16 protein-coding genes and 1 pseudogene are annotated in these 17913 nt (G+C 40.6%); 14 read left to right on the top strand and 3 right to left on the bottom strand.

Going from position 1 to position 17913, the window contains the following annotated elements; all coding sequences use genetic code 11:
• The 14 genes and pseudogenes from Q8O20_RS10800 to Q8O20_RS10865 all read left to right on the top strand — a co-directional run.
• Window positions 1-298: pseudogene (locus tag Q8O20_RS10800) on the top strand (chemotaxis protein); the annotation flags it as partial.
• Entirely contained in the window at window positions 299-562 is a 264-nt protein-coding gene (locus Q8O20_RS10805) for a hypothetical protein (RefSeq protein WP_305531171.1), read from the top strand. It begins immediately after the preceding pseudogene.
• Complete coding sequence (locus Q8O20_RS10810; protein WP_305531172.1) at window positions 555-2684, top strand: chemotaxis protein CheA; 2130 nt, start codon at window positions 555-557, stop codon at window positions 2682-2684. The genes Q8O20_RS10805 and Q8O20_RS10810 overlap by 8 nt, the downstream gene beginning before the upstream one ends.
• The gene (locus Q8O20_RS10815) at window positions 2677-3498 is read left to right on the top strand and encodes a protein-glutamate O-methyltransferase CheR (RefSeq protein WP_305531173.1); all 822 of its coding nucleotides are present in this window, start codon (window positions 2677-2679) and stop codon (window positions 3496-3498) included. Before Q8O20_RS10810 ends, Q8O20_RS10815 begins: the two co-directional genes overlap by 8 nt.
• Before the next feature lie 10 nt (window positions 3499-3508).
• Entirely contained in the window at window positions 3509-4888 is a 1380-nt protein-coding gene (locus tag Q8O20_RS10820) for a PAS domain-containing protein (RefSeq protein ID WP_305531174.1), read from the top strand.
• A gap of 5 nt (window positions 4889-4893) precedes the next feature.
• Window positions 4894-5706, top strand: coding sequence for a sensor histidine kinase KdpD (locus Q8O20_RS10825; protein ID WP_305531175.1), 813 nt, complete (start codon window positions 4894-4896; stop codon window positions 5704-5706).
• Window positions 5706-6188: a chemotaxis protein CheD gene (locus tag Q8O20_RS10830; RefSeq protein ID WP_304742293.1), complete on the top strand. Its 483-nt coding sequence runs from the start codon at window positions 5706-5708 to the stop codon at window positions 6186-6188. The genes Q8O20_RS10825 and Q8O20_RS10830 overlap by 1 nt, the downstream gene beginning before the upstream one ends.
• 2 nt (window positions 6189-6190) lie before the next feature.
• On the top strand, window positions 6191-7216 hold the full coding sequence (locus tag Q8O20_RS10835; RefSeq protein WP_305531176.1) for a chemotaxis response regulator protein-glutamate methylesterase: 1026 nt from the start codon (window positions 6191-6193) through the stop codon (window positions 7214-7216).
• Window positions 7217-7254: 38 nt separating this feature from the next.
• Window positions 7255-8397, top strand: a complete 1143-nt coding sequence (locus Q8O20_RS10840; protein WP_305531177.1) for a PAS domain-containing sensor histidine kinase — start codon at window positions 7255-7257, stop codon at window positions 8395-8397.
• The gene (locus Q8O20_RS10845; protein ID WP_305531178.1) at window positions 8394-9686 is read left to right on the top strand and encodes a response regulator transcription factor; all 1293 of its coding nucleotides are present in this window, start codon (window positions 8394-8396) and stop codon (window positions 9684-9686) included. The genes Q8O20_RS10840 and Q8O20_RS10845 overlap by 4 nt, the downstream gene beginning before the upstream one ends.
• 81 nt (window positions 9687-9767) lie before the next feature.
• On the top strand, window positions 9768-10817 hold the full coding sequence (locus Q8O20_RS10850) for a response regulator transcription factor (protein ID WP_305531179.1): 1050 nt from the start codon (window positions 9768-9770) through the stop codon (window positions 10815-10817).
• 22 nt (window positions 10818-10839) lie between these two features.
• Window positions 10840-12861 (top strand): PAS domain-containing sensor histidine kinase, encoded by a 2022-nt coding sequence (locus Q8O20_RS10855; RefSeq protein ID WP_305531180.1) that lies wholly within the window; start codon window positions 10840-10842, stop codon window positions 12859-12861.
• Window positions 12858-14291, top strand: a complete 1434-nt coding sequence (locus Q8O20_RS10860; protein WP_305531181.1) for an HD domain-containing phosphohydrolase — start codon at window positions 12858-12860, stop codon at window positions 14289-14291. Before Q8O20_RS10855 ends, Q8O20_RS10860 begins: the two co-directional genes overlap by 4 nt.
• 12 nt (window positions 14292-14303) lie before the next feature.
• Complete coding sequence (locus Q8O20_RS10865) at window positions 14304-14984, top strand: response regulator transcription factor (RefSeq protein WP_305531182.1); 681 nt, start codon at window positions 14304-14306, stop codon at window positions 14982-14984.
• Between the two features lie 293 nt (window positions 14985-15277).
• Here the strand turns inward: Q8O20_RS10865 and Q8O20_RS10870 are convergent, their stop codons facing one another.
• The 3 genes from Q8O20_RS10870 to Q8O20_RS10880 form a co-directional block, all read right to left on the bottom strand.
• A complete protein-coding gene (locus Q8O20_RS10870; RefSeq protein WP_305531183.1) occupies window positions 15278-16351 on the bottom strand; it encodes a Fic family protein in 1074 nt (357 codons plus the stop codon).
• 155 nt (window positions 16352-16506) lie between these two features.
• Entirely contained in the window at window positions 16507-17091 is a 585-nt protein-coding gene (locus Q8O20_RS10875; protein WP_305531184.1) for a hypothetical protein, read from the bottom strand.
• A 148-nt stretch (window positions 17092-17239) separates the two neighbouring features.
• Window positions 17240-17854 carry a recombinase family protein gene (locus tag Q8O20_RS10880; protein ID WP_305531185.1) on the bottom strand — a complete coding sequence of 205 codons (615 nt, stop codon included), beginning with the start codon at window positions 17852-17854 and terminating at the stop codon, window positions 17240-17242.
• Window positions 17855-17913 lie beyond the last annotated feature (59 nt).

Raw genomic sequence — 17913 nt, forward strand, 5'->3', positions numbered from 1 at the left:
GGGTCAAGTAGACCAAGTAACCCAACAAGTTGCCGCCAACTCCGAAGAAGCGGCCGCAGCAGCAGAAGAGCTTAACGCACAAGCGACATCGATGATGGAAACCGTTCGTATCCTTGCCAAAATGGTAGGAATGGAGAGTGACGCACCCGCAGCACATTCGCTAAAAAAGATGAACCTTCATCATATCGAGATGAAATCATCGGCACCGCGTAAAGTCTCTCCCGCACTACAAAACAGAGTCGCACCCAAAGCAGATGATGTGTTTCCGCTCAGCGAAAACGATCTGAAAGAGTTCTAAATGGAATTTGACGGAGACGCGCTTACCATCGATTTATCGATGAGTATGGAAGAGATTAAAGAATTTGAAGCGTTCGTCCGCCCCCGTATCGACTATATCGAGTGCATCGAGGTAGAAGAGGGGGGGATGTTGAAAAGCAGTGCTCTTCTGGCTCTTTTAGCGAGCTTAAAAAAAACACGTCGTGAATTGGTAATCCCTTTTTTAGAAAAAGGGATTACTGTTTCACCGACGTATGGAACCATTCATTGGATATGTCATGACTAAACAAGAACAAGTCAAAGCGATTTTTATCGAAGAGGCGGGAGAGATTATCGAAAAACTCGATGTCGATATTCTCCGCTTTGAAGAGAACTCTACCGATTTTGATCTCCTGAATGAAATTTTCCGAGGGGTTCATACTCTAAAAGGAAATGCCAACGCGTTCGGCTTTACCCGTTTGGGTGAATTTGTTCACCATTTTGAAGATGTCCTTGATTATTACCGAAGTACCAAAGAGGTGATTGAAACAGCTCAACTCGAACTGATTGTTAACAGTGTCGATGTTATCAAAGAGGTGATGGTCTGCGAACTCGATGCACTTCCCGATTTACCTAACGACTATGAGGAGTGTTTGGAGGGGATCAAATCTTTGATCGCTTCCAAAAAAAGGGGATCGGTTGAAAGTATTCCGGTTGAAGCCACTGCAACATTTGCTGATTTGGCATCGGAATTTGGATTGGACTGTCCCGATCAGTATGAAAATGATATGACGCAATCGATCGAGATAATGCGTGCCGCGTATCAGGAGGGGATGCAAATCTATCGTATTGAGTTGACTCTTGATACAGACAGCTATAAGCGTGGATTTGATCATCTCATCTTTATCGGGCTACTTGCTGAAAAAGCGGTCTCCATTGAGAGTTTTTTCAATCTTGAATCGGTTCCTCCCCTGGATAATTTCTCTTGTGAAGAGAATTATCAGAACAAGATGGGTATCGTTCTCCTCACCACGCAATCACGTGCCGAAGTGGAGGAGAATTTTGAATTTTTATTTGATCATGAATATTCAATTCAACCAATGGAACCGGTATCTCAGCCGAGCGTAACGGTAGAAGCTGTTGAAGCAACCGTTGAATCACCTGTTGCAATGGAAACCCCAAAAGCGGTTCAAACACCTTCAGCGGCAGCAAAACCCTCTCCAGGATCGGATATCTCTTCCTTGAGCAATGGAGCAAAATCGACGATTCGTATCGATACGTTCAAACTCGATGAACTCTTTGATTCAGTTGGTGAGCTCGTCATCGCTCAGAACTTTATCGCCCAAAATGAGAAAATCCGTTTGATTGAGGATGAATCGATCAGTCGAACCATTGAGACCCTCTCTAAAATTACGAAACGGATTCAAGATCGGGTTATGAGTCTGCGAATGGTTGCCATACGTGATACGTTTGATAAAATGAAACGGGTTGTGCGCGATACTTCCAAAAAAACGGGGAAAGAGCTTCATCTCAACGTTATGGGAGAAGAGACCGAGATCGATAAAACCATGATCGACAGCCTTTCTGATCCAATGATTCATATTATCCGTAATGCGATCGATCACGGGCTCGAAGCCGATGCGGCCGAACGTATTAGTGTCGGTAAAAAGGTCGAAGGGAATATTACTCTGCGAGCGTACCACAAAAGCGGCAGTATCGTTATCAGCGTCAGTGATGACGGTCGCGGTATCAACAAAGCAAAAGTACTCCAAAAAGCGATTGAGCGCGGCATTATTACGGGGGATGAGAATCTTACCGACAGCCAAATCTTCGGCCTGATCATGCAGCCGGGATTCTCGACCGCAGATACGATTAGCGATCTCTCAGGCCGAGGGGTCGGATTAGATGTCGTCAAAACCTCGATTGAAAAACTGCGTGGAAAGATCGAAATCGAATCCAAAGAGGGGGAGGGGACAACTATCTCTATGGTTCTCCCTTTGACCTTGGCAATCATTGACGGAATGCTCGTTGAAGCCTCAGGTGAGATTTACATCATACCGACGTTGAGCGTCGTTGAATCGTTTCGTCCGGAGCAGGAGATCGTCCACGCGCTCAAAGAAAAAGGGGAATTTGTCTCCTTGCGCGGACAGCATTTGCCTATTATCCGCCTCAGCGATGTATTCAGTCTAAAGGCTGAGCGAATCGAACCGTGGGAAGGGATATTGGTGTGTGTCGAGACCGAAGCGGGAAGAATCGCTATTATGGTCGACGAACTGGTAGGTCGCCAACAGGTTGTTATCAAACCGTTGGGGAAATCTTTGGCTAAACTTAAAGAGATCTCCGGCGGAGCGATACTGGGAAGCGGCGATATCGCATTGATTTTGAATGTTGATGCTTTGCGTCCGGTTATCGAGGGCACGCATGCATGAAATTGAACTCCGTCCTGAGGAGTTTGCCCTATTTCGAAAATATATTTATGAAAAAGTGGGAATCTCCTTATCGGATCAAAAAAGTACTCTGGTAAAAGGACGGCTTAATAAACGGCTTAATCATCTGGGGCTTAAGTCGTTTCGTGATTATTACGATTACCTTGTTTCCGATCTGAGCGGTGAAGAACTCTCTTTTTTCGTCAGCGCCATTTCGACCAATGTCACCTCATTCTTCCGAGAAGGGGCGCAATGGAAATGGCTGGAGAGTTATCTGCCGGCACTCGTCGCGTCCAAACGGGAAAAAAAGCTCCGTATCTGGTCAGCTGGATGTTCCAGCGGGGAAGAGCCCTATACGATACTGATGTTTTTACAGCATCATCTGAGTGATTTTGAGAAATGGGATATCAAGATTTTGGCAACGGATATCTCCTCGAAGGTTCTTACCCATGCCATGCAGGGTGCGTATGAGCCTAAAGCGGTAGAGGGATTATCCAAAGAGATCATTGCCCGTTCGTTTGAGGCCAAAAAAACGGAGGAGGGGCGATATCAAATACGTGCTTCTTTGAGAGAGAAAATTTTGTTTCGCAAATACAATCTTGTGACCGATCCGTTTTTTTTCAAAAATAGTTTTGATATGATTTTTTGCCGTAATGTGATGATCTACTTTGATGAGGCTACTCGTTTCGATTTGATAGGGCGCTTTATAACGCTTCTCCCCAAAGGAGCACCTTTGTTTCTCGGGAGCTCCGAATCACTCACTACCCACCGTGAGAGCCTAAAACTTTTAGGTTCTTCAATTTATCAACGACTATAAGGGATTATAAGTGAAAAACCTAGGGTGCGCCAGTGCTATGAGAGAGGCAAAATTCGATACCGAAGAGCTTTTCTTTTCGATTACCGATCATGCAAGTACGATTCTCTCGGGCAATGAGGTATTTGTCCGTATCAGCGGATATAAAAAAGAGGAGCTAATCGGGCAATTTCATAATATCATCCGACATCCCGATATGCCCCGTGTTGTTTTTAAAACCCTTTGGGATCATCTCAAAAGTGATAAACCGGTTGTAGCGTATGTCAAAAATAAGACAAAAGATGGGGGATTTTATTGGGTTTTAGCGGCCGTATTTCCTCTGCATGACCGCTTTGTATCGATTCGTATCAAACCGAATTCCCACATTTTTGCTGTAGTTCGGGAACTCTATTTCAAGCTTTTAATGGCAGAAACAAGCGGAGGGATGACAGCGAGCGAGTCAATGATGTTCGAACTCTTGAGAGAGTTAGGGTATAACAGCTATGACGATTTTATGTCGGATGCCCTTTTGTCGGAACTCAGTGAGCGTAAAAAAATCATTTCGTATGTCGATTCGTCTGAAAAAATATGTTCCGAAGTTACTACACCTCTTGGGATTGGCCTTAAAGGTTTGTTAGGACATAGCCAAATGTTGATGCGCCGATATGAACAATGGTTTGAAAAAATTGGACTCTACAATCAGGTCAAAAGTGTCTTTGAAGAAAAAGGGGGGATTTTACGTCATCTCGCCCGGGACATCGTTTTCTTATCCCTCAATGCGTCGGTGGCTTCATACAAAGTTGCCACAGGAGGAGAGACATTCGGTGTACTAGCCAGTGATATTCGTATCAATGCCAAAGAGAATGACAGATTGATCGGACATGTTCATACGTTGGCTCAATCGTTGAGTGACACCCTCAATGAACTGATCTTTACCGTTTCCGCATTGAGTATTCAGATAGAGATGGTTCATAATTTCATCCAAGAGACATTACAATGCAACGTTGAAGCCGTTTCCTCGGAGTTGAGCGAGAATATTGATTTTCTTGTCGCGTTGGTTTTGATTTACAGTGAAAAATTGAATGCATTGCAGTTAAAGATGGACTGTTCCATCCAAGAGAGCACTAAAACCCTCAATCAGCTCGAGCAGCAGGTTATGTATTTGGGATATATCCAAGTCTATGGGATTATCGAAGCGGCTAGCAATACGGATGAGACGGTCGGGTTTGGCGGGATTTTTTCACAGTTAAAAGGGTTGATCGGAAAAACGTCCGAAGAGATTATCGTGATGCAAAAAATGGGAATCACTTTTCATACCGAAAATCAAAACCTTATGGCAGAAGCACACAATATCGGGGAGATCTTAAATCAATTTCAAACTGAATCGGATGCTATCAAAACAATGGATGTGTAACTACTATGAAAGAAATTGAAAATAATGAAGTCGCTTTTTTAAGCCGAAAATTACTCGATTTAAATAAACAGCTTATCGACAGTGAAAAAGCAAAAACACGGTTTTTATCACTGATTGCCAATGAGCTGAATAATCCGATGACGGCGCTTTTGGGATTGATTCCCCATTTGGCTTCAGAGAATAGCGAAAAGCGTGAAAAGATACTGGAGTTGGCAGAACAAGAGGCGCTTCATTTGGATTTTCATATTCAAAATCTTGTTGCAGCGGCAGAGATTGAGAACGGAGAGATTAAAATGAGTTATTCTCTGATTGATCCCGAAGAGTTGATCGACGAAGTTCTGAAAGGGCTGAAATATTGGATGAAAGAGAAAAATATTCAGATTCTTATCGAAAATAATCTGAAGCAGAAAATTGTCACTGATCCGCAAAAACTTCATCTTATAATAAAAAATCTTTTAGCCAATGCCTGTGCTTACGGTAACGCCGACAGTACGGTAAAAATTGCTATAAATTGTAACGGCAGTAAATTGAATATAGATGTTAATAATCAAGGTGAAGCGCCGAAAGTAGAGTTTAAACCGCAAATTTTTACCCGTTTTGCCCAACAAGCGGGGGGAAGTGTACACGGTCTGGGAATCGGACTAAGTATTGTACGCGGCTTGTGCGAACTTTTAGAGGGCGAAATCGACTATGATACGGATGGGGAATCTGTGACGTTTACGGTGACCTTGCCGCTTGATACAAAGCTTCCTGATTCAGAAGCATACGGTTCAAACGAATTTTTATTTGAATCATTCAATGACTCGATTGAGCTTTAATGATACAAGGGTGCTCCACGTTTATTCATGTAGGTCAAATTCATGTTGATACTTCTCCCTCAGCTATCTCTACCGTTTTAGGCTCCTGTGTTGCAGTGTGTCTGTATGATACAGCACTCGGCTTAGGAGGGATGAACCATTATTTGCTCCCTTTTTGGAATGGTAATGGCTTACAATCACCAAAGTTCGGCAATATAGCCATTCCGAAATTGATTGAAGCGATGTTAGACGCCGGTTCATCGATAAATAGGATGGAAGCAAAAATATTCGGCGGTGCATCGATGAACATCGGTGCATCGGAAGCCATGATGATTGGTCAAAAAAATATTTTGGTGGCCCGAGAAATTTTGCGAGAGTATCGTATTTTCATTGTTGCTGAAGATGTCGGGGGACAAAACGGACGAAAAATCCAATTAAATTTGGAGCGGGGCAAAGTACAGCTAAAGTATACTACCCGAAGTGATATAGGAAACGGAGGATAAAAATGGCGATACGGGTGCTGATAGTTGATGACAGTGCCACGGCACGAGCCGTACTGCGTGAAATTTTAGAGAGCGATCCCGCTATCGAAGTTGTAGCAACCGCTTCGGATGCCTACGTGGCTCGTGATAAAATTGTCGAATTAAAACCGGATGTCGTGTGTCTGGATGTAGAGATGCCGCGTATGGATGGCATTACGTTTTTGAAAAGACTGATGCACTATATGCCCCTACCGGTTGTGATGGTGTCCTCTCTGACTCAAAACGGTGCACGGACAACCCTCGAAGCACTTGAAGCAGGAGCAGTCGATTTTGTCGGAAAACCCCATTCTCATATATACGACGGCGTTGAAACAATGCGCGAAGAGCTTCTCAGTAAAATCAAAATGGCCTCTCGTGTCCGTGTCCGTCCCCGATTACTTCAGAGTATTCAACAAGCCAATACAACCTCTTTGGCGGAAACTACCAACAAGATTTTGGCTATCGGTGCCTCAACAGGGGGAACAGAAGCGCTCAAAGACCTATTGATGGGCTTGCCGCGTAACGCGCCGGGTACCATTATCGTACAGCATATGCCCGCGAATTTTACCGGACCGTTTGCCGAGAGGCTCAACGGATTATGTGCGATGGAAGTACGAGAGGCTCGCAATGGCGACTCTATCACTCCGGGTGTCGCACTCATTGCTCCGGGAGATTATCACATGGTGGTTCGACGCTCGGGTGCTAGATACTATGTCGAAATCGGGAGCGGTGAAAAGGTTTCCGGTCATCGTCCTTCCGTCGATGTCCTCTTTAATTCTGTAGCCAAAATCGCCGGAGTGAATGCCATCGGCGTTATTTTAACCGGAATGGGGGGGGATGGTGCACGCGGATTATTGTCCATGCGTAATGCCGGCTCTCGTACTCTAGGACAAGATGAATCCAGCTGTGTCGTGTATGGGATGCCGAAAGTTGCATTTGATATAGGTGCCGTTGAAAAGCAGTTGCCGTTGAATAAAATAGCTCAAGAGATTATTACTCTCATTACATAATTACCAGAAGAGTAAATGCATCCCAACAGGAGGGTTTTTTGAGTTCCGATTTTTTTAGAAATCAGCAATATTTTAAAGCCTTGACGGAATCTTCGATTGTTTCAAAATCGAATACCAAAGGGACAATTATTTATGTGAATGACAATTTTTGTAAAGTGACAGGGTACACTGAACAGGAGATGATAGGACATTCCCATAATCTTTTTCGGCATCCTGATAACCCTGACTCTCTGTACAAAGAGATGTGGGAGACGATCAATGCGGGGAAGATTTGGCGTGGACGTATGATTAACCGCAACAAAGACGGGTCCGATTTTATTGCGGAATCGACTATTATCCCTTTGGTAGACGAAGACGGGAATATCCGTGAATATATGGCGATTCGAAATGATATTACCGATATGGTCAAATTAAAGAGGGAGATATTTTTAAAAGAGCAGGAAAAGGTTGAACAAGAGAAAATACGAGAAGCCCAAAAATCCTTTCTTTTACTCTTTACCCATGAGCTTAAAACTCCTCTCAACGCGATTATTAATTTTACCAAATACATTCGAAAACAGATTGAATCACCCAAAGCCATCAATCAAGAAAAACTTTTAGCTCTTTTAGATACCGTTTCGGATAATGCTGCGGATATGCTTGAAACCATCACGATGATATTAGAGACTTCCAAGCTTACTACTCACAAACTTACCTATAACTATACTCTCTTCAGTCTCAATGAGTTGATTACGGTAGCGTTGACAAAGTATGATTCCCTAATCAACGAAAAAAATATTAAGCTTATCCAGCATTTTGATCGCGATGTTTTTATTTACAGCGATATTCTTCGTATCCAACAGATATTTTCCAACATACTCTCTAATGCTATCAAATACGGCAATGATGAAATTATTATTACGCTTCGTGATAATGCGGATACGGTTGTCATCACTATTGAAGATAACGGTCCTGGAATTCAGGATAAAGAGGCAATTTTTGATCTTTATGTTCAAGAGGGTGAAAGTTTTTTACAACGAAAAGGGCAGGGAACCGGTATCGGTCTTTACTTTATCAAACTTCTGTGTCAAGATTTAAATATTTACTATAAAATTGAAGATAGAGAACAAGGAAGCGGGACAAAGTTTATCCTCTCCTTTAGCAAAAAATCAAAAAAATCAGAGAGCAATGGACGCGTATGAAATTATTAATAGTAGATGATGATCAAAACAACCGGATGACGTTACAGCTTCTTTTGGAGGAATTTGACGGTATAGAAGTTTCAGAAGCCAAAGACGGTCAAGAGGCGATTACCCTTTGTAAAAGTACCCATTATGATATCATTTTTATGGACATTATGATGCCCAATGTTGACGGTATTACGGCAACCAAAATTATTAAGTCGTTCGATAAAAAAACGATGATACTGGCATTAAGTGCATTAGACGATGAAACATCTAAAAACCAAATGCTCTCAAGCGGTGCCGAAGATTATATGACAAAGCCGATTGAAGATCAGTTATTTCATCAGCGTGTAAAAAATTATATGCAGATTGTAGAACTTCGCCAAATTAAACCCTCTAACTCCGAGGCCATTAACCCCTTTAGTCAAGAAGTCTACTCTCGATCGTTAAAATTCAATATCAACTCTCTTCAATCTCTCGCTGAATTTTGGGATTATTATCTTAATGAAGCTTGCTATGAAATAGAAGGGTTAGAAGAGTGTATTCGAATCGTTTACGCGTATGGACAGTACAGTTTAAAAAATGATTTTCCCTTTACGATTGCCGCTGAAGAGAATGATAAAAATCTCTTTTTAACATTCCCCCTCATAGAAACGATTAGTGACCTTGTCGTGCAAAATACGTTGATCAAGAACTATCAAAATGCTATTTTCATTCTCGATCGGCATCAACTCTCTTTTCGGCTTCCTAAAAAGAAATTGATGGGGAACGAGGAGATACAAAAACTGGATGTGAGCGATTATACGCAGACCATTCTCTCCAAAACCCATTTTAATAAGATAACCGCTTCTGAATATGTCAGAAGTACGGCAATAGCCTTGATGGAGAAAATAGAAAATCTTGAGAGTATTAAAGATACGTTGGAATTAGTAGCGATCGAATTTGAAAAACAGCCGACAAAGGATAATTTAGAATCCATTACTAAACTGCTGAACTCTTATATTGATGTTATTGATAATCTGATGGATTTTGAACATTTTGCGTATGCACTCAAAACACTCAATGAGTTTTTAACCATGTTAAATCCCGATACTATGGATGCCTCGGATTGTAAAAAATTCTCCCTTCTTTTCTTATCGTTACTGGATGATATCGAAGGGTGGAGAACGAATATTTTTATTTCACAAAAAGCGAATGATATACATTATTTAGACTCTTCTCTCTTAAGCTCATGCCTCCAGATACAATCAATATTGACGAAAACAGAGGTGTCGCAACACGATGACGATGACTTTGAGCTGTTTTAAAATACGAAAAAATCATTGTGATTGTTTTATGATTTTAAATGCCTATGATATCACTAACTAAATGACGTATGAGTTTATTAAATGATAACTATCAAAGATGTGCAAAATTATTCACAGCAATTGTCTGTATTGTATGTTGAGGATAATGATAAAGTTAGAGAAGAGACCGCAGAAATTTTCAAACTCCTTTTTGCCAAAGTAGAGACGGCAAGTAACGGACAAGAGGGGATAGAAAAATACAATTATGAACCATACGATATTGTTATTACCGATATCAATATGCCCCGCCTAAACGGAATTGAGATGATTTTTCAAATTCGAGAAATTAATCCCGAGCAGAAAATTATCGCGATTTCCGCGCATGATGAACCCGAAACTTTGATTAGCATGATGCGTAAAGGGGTAAGTACCTTTTTACTGAAGCCGATTAGCCACGATGAAATGTTGAAAATCATTTATCCCGTGTGCCGTGATGCCTCTGCCCAAAATGTCAATGCCGAACTGTTTGAAAAACTGAACGAAGAACGTAAAAAGTACAAAAAAATTGTTTCTAAACTGATGAGTCACTTACAGACGGTTGAGATTAAAAATGGTCAAATTGAAAAACTGTATGCCCAAAATCATCAGGAAGAGCGTTCAGAGTTGCTGGAAGAGTATTTTGCTAAAGATAACGATGATGAATGTGAAAAAGTGATTTTCTTGCATGATGATTGCGAGGAGATGACCGATATCTTAGGTGAAATTCCTGATAAACTTTCACTCTATATTGACGAAAAAGATATTCGCCATATCCATAAAACACGCGATGACGTTGCTAAACTCTCTAACATTTTGTATCGCTATACCCCCTTTTTAGATCCGTTGGCAAAAAGTCTCGAAGAGCTCTCTTCCGTAGTCGCCCAAGAGGAAGAATTTTTGGTAAAGTTTGATGCCAAGCCCGAACAAATTCTCTCACTGTTTGATGCGGTGTGCATCGATTTGAGTCTTTACGTCAAGCGTTTTGCCATAGAGAGTATGGCAATGAAAAATATTCATCATATCCATCAGCCTACCACATTAAGCATCCATCAGATTATCGGGTTGATTCGTCCTGATTTAGCTGATGAGGGCGGCGATATGGATTTCTTTTGACTCCGGCAGTATCGTGAAACATATGAAAAACAAACTCAGAAAACTTTTCTTCGAGAATTTTCAAGAGAATGAGTTTATTTACGGCAGATATGTTTCGATAATCGGGTTGATACTTTCTCTCGGGTTGATCTATGGTGTTTGGTTTTTTTCAGAACGTTTTTTTTACAATCAGGCAAAGGTTCGTTTTGAGCGTCATGTGGATAAAGATCTCCAGACTCTTAGAGAGCGTCTTCAGCAGTATGAAAATACACTGCGCGGAGGGATCGGTGATTTAATCAATGCTAATAAAGAGATATTGGAGCTTGAAATTTATGACGGTAAGCGTATGGGGACAACTAATCTCCTCTACAAATCACCCGATGTCTCCGGTTATCATTCTGATCATCATACCGAACGTACTTTACGCATCGGAGGGCGTGAATGGCATATGTATTATTCGAGTTCTTCGGCTTTTGATGCGCATCATAGCAGTCATTATCCAAAATTATTCGCCCTCATTGGGTTGATCGTTTATTTGATGATGATGTACATCATCATAGAGCTGCTGAGAAAGCGGGCATTATTAAAAAAACAAACGCAAGCGCTTCAACATGAAAAAGAGTTGGCTCAAACGTATCTTGATATCGCAGCGGTAATGGTCTTGATTCTAGATACTAAATACACCATCAAGAGCATAAACCGCAAAGGGTGTGAAGTTATAGGCTACAGTGCCGATGAAGCGATCGGGAAAAATTTTATTGAGTTATTCGTACCGCTGCGAATACGCGAGGAATTGCACAAGGTAGCGAATGCATTTGTTGATCACAATAAAAATGATTACTATGAAAATCCGATTCTTACCAAAAATGGTGATGAGAGACTGATCGCATGGCGCAATCGACAGTTATTCGATGAGCAGGGGGAGTTAATTGGTATCCTGAGCTCAGGGGAAGATATTACTGATATACGGCATGCGCAAAAAGAGTTGCAAGAGCGCGAAACATTTTATCGTACCATATTTGAATCTATCGATAAATCCATCGTCATTTTAAGTGATACGATTATCGTCGATTGCAATAAAGTTGCATTGGATCTTTTTGATAGTACCAATGAACACTTTATCGGCCAATCACTTTTCGATACAGCCTATGAAATTGATTGTCAAGATGGGTCATTGCATCACCATCTTACATGTGCGTATAGCGGAGAGAGGGTTTCCACTCGATGCACATTGCGTCATCATGCGAATCCGAATAACGTCAAGATCGCCGATTTCTATTTTTCACAATTCGGTTCTGCGGAGCACAATAAGTTGATTATGATAGCGCGTGATATTACGGATAAAATCGAAAAGGAGAAAATGCTTACCCTTCACGGACGTCAAGCTCAGATGGGGGAGATGATTTCAATGATTGCGCACCAATGGCGACAACCGTTGGCGATTATCAATGCGATTACCACCCAAATGAGATTCAAAGCGATTATGAATGACATTGAAGATCATACGTTCATTGATAATTTGGTGAAAATTGAGCAACAAAGTTCTCATCTCTCGCAAACGATTTCTGATTATCGAGATTTTTTCCGCCCTGATAAACCTAAAGAACATTTTCGGATAGTCTCTCTCATCAATCATGCCCACAACCTGATTGACCATACGTTAAAAAATCACTCTATCCATGTAGAGCAGGAAGAGTTGTACAATCCGATGCTTTACACGTACCGTAATGAAGTGCTTCAGGTATTGATCGTCTTGCTTAAAAATGCGTTGGATGCTTTTGTCGAGAACAAAGTGCTCGGAGGGAAGATCACTATCACTGTCCGTGCAGAAGAGCGCTATTGTATTATTTCCGTCACTGACGATGCGGGCGGCATACCAAGTGGAGTGATGCACAAACTTTTTAGCCCCTATTTCACAACCAAAAGTGAGAGTTACGGAACAGGTCTTGGGCTGTATATGAGCCGAATCATTATCGAAGAGCATTGTGATGGATTGATCGAAGCTTTTAGTGAAGAGAATACCACCACATTTAAGATCAAATTACCGTGCGAGGAAGATCTATGAACTTAAAAGAGATGATACAGCAGCTATCGGAATATGCAAAAGGGATGAGCGTCCTTTATGTTGAAGATGAATCTTTGATACGGATCAATACCTCCATGTTATTGGAGAGTATCTTCTCGGATGTGACAACGGCAGAGAATGGACGAAAGGGGCTGGAACTTTTTGAGAAAAAAAAGTTTGACATTGTCATCACCGATATCCTTATGCCGGAGATAAGCGGTATCGTAATGATCCAAAAAATGAAAGAGATCAATCGCACGCAACCTTTTATTGTCACCTCCGCCTGCGAAGAGAGCAGTTATCTCCTGGAACTAATTAATCTGGGAGTGGCGCAATTTTTACTCAAACCGATTCAATCGGAACAAATCGTACAAATCTTATACGAAGTAGTTAAAAATATCTACAATGAACGTAAAGTAGACGAGTTTACCACTCAGCTGAAACAAGATTTATTGCATCAAACAACGTTGTTAGAACAGTATAAAGAGATTGTGGATTTATCATCTATCGTGATCAAAACAGATGTTAATGGCAACATTATCTATGTAAACGAGCTATTTTCCAAAATCAGCGGTTACAGCTTTGAAGAAATTATTACTCATGGCCATAAATTATTGCGTCATCATGAAAGCAGTACAGAATTTTATGATGATCTTTGGAAAACCATTTTGTCTAAAAAAACATGGAACGGGATTATTAAAAATCTCAGAAAAGATGGAAGCCATTACATCTCCGATACAACCATTAAACCGATTTCGGATGAGTTCGGAGACATCATTGAGTATATCAGTATCAGTAATGATGTAACAGAACTCTTTGATCTTAATGAAGAGATATGGCAAACACAGCACGAAATGCTTTCTCTCTTGGGCGAAGTGGGGGAGACACGATCACAAGAGACAGGCAACCATGTCCGCCGTGTCGCTAAATACGCACAACTTTTAGGCGAGCTCTATGGCTTGGAGGAGGAAGAGATTCGTCTCCTCTACAGTGCATCGCCGATGCATGATATCGGTAAAATCGGTATTTCCGATGCGATTTTACTCAAACCCGGCAAGCTTGACGTTGATGAATATGAGGTGATGAAAACCCACAGTACCATAGGGCATAATATCCTCAAAAATTCCTCCCGTCCCCTCCTTAAAGCAGCGGCCATTATTGCCGGAGAGCATCACGAAAAGTGGGATGGAAGCGGGTATCCCAATGCATTACAGGGATCCAAAATTCACATCTATGGGCGCATTACGGCTTTAGCCGATGTATTCGATGCCCTTAGCTGTGAACGTGTCTACAAAAAAGCGTGGCCTATGGAGCAGATTATCGATTTTGTCTCACAAGAGCGCGGGAGACATTTTGATCCTGATTTAGTGGATATGTTTATGGAAAATATCGATCGCTTCAAAGAAATTGCGGCGAAATATCAAGATTGAAGGGACTTCATTATGCCTAAATTCAATGAATTTAGAAATCTTTCGGTTTTGTATGCCGAAGATGATACTGAATTACGTGAAATCACCACAAAGACGCTTCAGCTTATTGTAGGGCAGGTCTTTGCCGTTGTTGACGGGACAGAAGCCTTGTTCATCTATGAGAACAATCGTATCGATATTGTTATCCTTGATATTTATATGGGAGCCGTGAGCGGTCTCGATGTTGCAAAAATGATACGAAAAAGCAACGAAAAAATCCCTATCGTGATCGTATCGGGATCGATAGCGACACAAGATTTATTGGAAGCATGCAAACTGAACCTGATAGAGTATATTTACAAGCCGATTGAGTTTAATGCCCTCATAAAAGTCCTCTATCTTGCGGTGGATCGTCTCAAATCTCAGGGGATGCTGGTTGCAAAAATCAATGATTCACTCTCCTATGACTATTTTGCCAAGTCCTTTATCCATTCAAACGGCGAAAAAACGGCATTAACAAAAAATGAGATACAAGCACTGGAACTTTTATTGGCTCATCGAGCTCAAGTGGTAACGTATGAAACATTTTCAAATGTTTTGGAAGAGGAGATGTCTGATGGTGCGTTGAAAAATCTTATTCTACGAATCCGTAAAAAGATGGGAGATGATACGAACTTGCGCAATCTTGCTAAAGTAGGGTATACGCTGGTTTAAAAAAGGTGCTTTAGTTTGTCTTTTTGGATTGTATTAGAGGGGATTAAATTGATGTGGCGGACGAGGAGAGATTCGTGAAACACCTATTTTAAGCACTTTAAAGATATTTTATAAGAATAACCTACATTAAAAACTACATTAACAACAATGTGACTCAACATTTGTATGAGATAAAGTCCTCTGCTATTTTTCTGATTTAGAATTGTATTTATTTTGTTTAAAACTACCATATTTATTTTATATGGTAGAAATATTGTAAAAAACTACCATATTTTAATTATATGGTAGTTTTCCTACCATATCCCTTCACCCAATAGTGCATAGAGTTTAGGATTGATATAAAGGATAATTCGCGATCTTTTTTGCGACGTCAGTATTCCAATTTTTTCGAGTTCTTTGAGGTACTTAGATGCTGCGTGCCGCTCAACATCCAAAGCAACTTCGACATGAGCCGTTTTAGTATAGACTTCGGTAAAAATAGCATCGATAAGTTCACGTTTATAGATTTTTGGCAATTTAGCTTTGACTTCATTTGCCGTTTCATCTACAAGCTCTTTAATTGCCTTAGCTTTCGTCAACGTACGAACGGCTGTCTCTTCAATGCCTTTGAGCATATATAAAGTCCACTCTTCCCATGCATTACTGACTCGCACTTCTTGTAATAATCGATAGTAGTCGCTTTTGTGTCGGATGATATAGCCACTCAAATAGAGTATCGGTGCATCCAATAATCCCTCAAGACAAAGATAGAGGATATTGAGAATACGTCCTGTCCGACCGTTTCCATCGTAAAACGGATGAATCGATTCAAACTGGTAATGTAATATCGCCATTTTAATCAAAGGGTCTAATTCATCGGGCTCGTTGATTTGTTTTTCTAGGTTGGCAAGCAGTTCATAAATCATCGCCTCATCTTGAGGAGGAGTGTAAACAACTTCACCCGTTTTAGCGTTGCGTAGTACAGTGCCGGCTTGTTTTCGGATACCGGCATTATTACCGGAGAGTTCTTGTTGAATGGCAACAATATCGTTTGTTGTTAAAAGTTGGCGGTGTTGCAAGTGAGTAAAACCAAAACGCAATGCTTTGCGGTAATTTAAAACCTCTTTGATGTTATCAGGAATATGGTGTGATTCACTCGCTAAGGCTTCAAATAGTTCATCTTGGGTGGTAATAATATTTTCAATTTCTGAGCTGTCTTTTGCTTCTTGGAGGGTAAGAGAATTGATGAGTATCTCTTTATTCGGGATTTGATCGGCAAACCCTTTTAGCTCTGCTAATGCCTTGTGTGCTTTAGAGAGTTGTTTGAGTATTGCAACTGTGTCAAAATCAAATTTTGGCGGTAAAGGAGGTAAAACAAATTCATCCATTAAAATGCTCTTCCTCTCAAATCATTAATATCAAAAAGAATATTTTAGCCGAAATGATCCAATATCTACTATTCATTTGGCATTTTTCCCTTATATGGTCTTAGCGGGTAGGGGAATGAGGAAACACTACTTCCTTGAAAATTGAGCCAATATTTTTACAGATAGCTTTGAATCGTTGCTTTCCCAATCAACCGATACACTGCATCGAGAAAATTTTCAAGTGCATTCTTTTCTACTATAGCCTCAAATTCATAGGAAGCATCAAGTGCAAGATGAGGGAATTTTTCTAACAACAGTTCATGCAAGCGTTCTGAAAAAGTATTTCTTCTCGCCATCGTGATAGTGATCGTAAATGTGTCATTTGTATTTCTAACAAGATTGAAATCATAAATCAAACTTGGATCATGATATGCGGATAAAAATATTGCTCTTCCATTTATCTCGGTTTCTTGTTCGAGATATTCTCCGAGAGTTTTGGCGAATTCGAGAAAGGCATAAAGGAAACAGTAGTCATTGCTTCTTTGCAACATTATGCCGCGTTCGTACATGAGATTATCATATATCGAAGTCGCCGCTTGTTGGTAGTTTATATTATTGACAAATACATCACCTGTAAAATAATCTTTTTCTAAATTTAATAAACACACTTCTGAATAGGGAGTTCCTTTTTTAAAACATCCAATTTCAAAAATAACATTACCTTCAATATCAACCAAGACAGCTTTTTTAGTTGAATCCATTAACTTTCCTAAAAAATATTATTTCACTATTATACCCTTGATATTGACATAGATATTCATTTGGCATTTTTCCCCTATAGGGTCTTAGCGGGGTAGGGGCATGGGGAAATACCCACCCCCCCGATATAGCAAAAACATTTTTGGAAATTTAAACTATCTTCTTGCTTTGTATATAGTTTGTGAGGCTTTGTCTCGTTCCGACTCCGATGATCTTGGTGATACTTGCTATCGAAACATCTTTAGCAACTAATTCTTGGATCATAGATAAATGCTCATCGTACTTGGATTTAACAACTGCCCCTTTTTGTCTGCCGAGTTTGACACCGCTTGCTTTACGTTGCGCCAGTGCCGATTTGGTGCGTTCACTGATAAAACTCCGCTCCATTTGGGCAAATCCGGTGAGAAGTGTGATTATCATTTGATTGATCGGGCTAGTATCATTTCCGTCCACAACAATCCCATCTTTGATGATGTGAAGCTGAATACCCCTATTTTTAATATCCTCGATGATTTGTAGCACTTCAATCGTCGAACGTCCGAGGCGGTCTAGTTTGGTAACTATGAGAATATCACCGCTTTTTAACTGTTCTAGCGTTTCATCAATGAGTCGCTCTTTTTTATTTTTCGTAGAGGAAACTTCAATTTCAACTATTTTATCAATAGTCATCTTTTTCGTATGAGCGTAATCGAGAATCTCTTTACGTTGATTTTCAGTTGTCTGCACCCCTGTTGAGACTCGGCAATATCCATAAATTCTGCTCATTTTGCGACCTTGCAAGTTTAGATGTAATAATCATATCTATACTTGCTTATTTTGTCAAG

Source organism: Sulfuricurvum sp., assembly GCF_030691015.1.
Taxonomy (GTDB): Bacteria; Campylobacterota; Campylobacteria; order Campylobacterales; family Sulfurimonadaceae; genus Sulfuricurvum.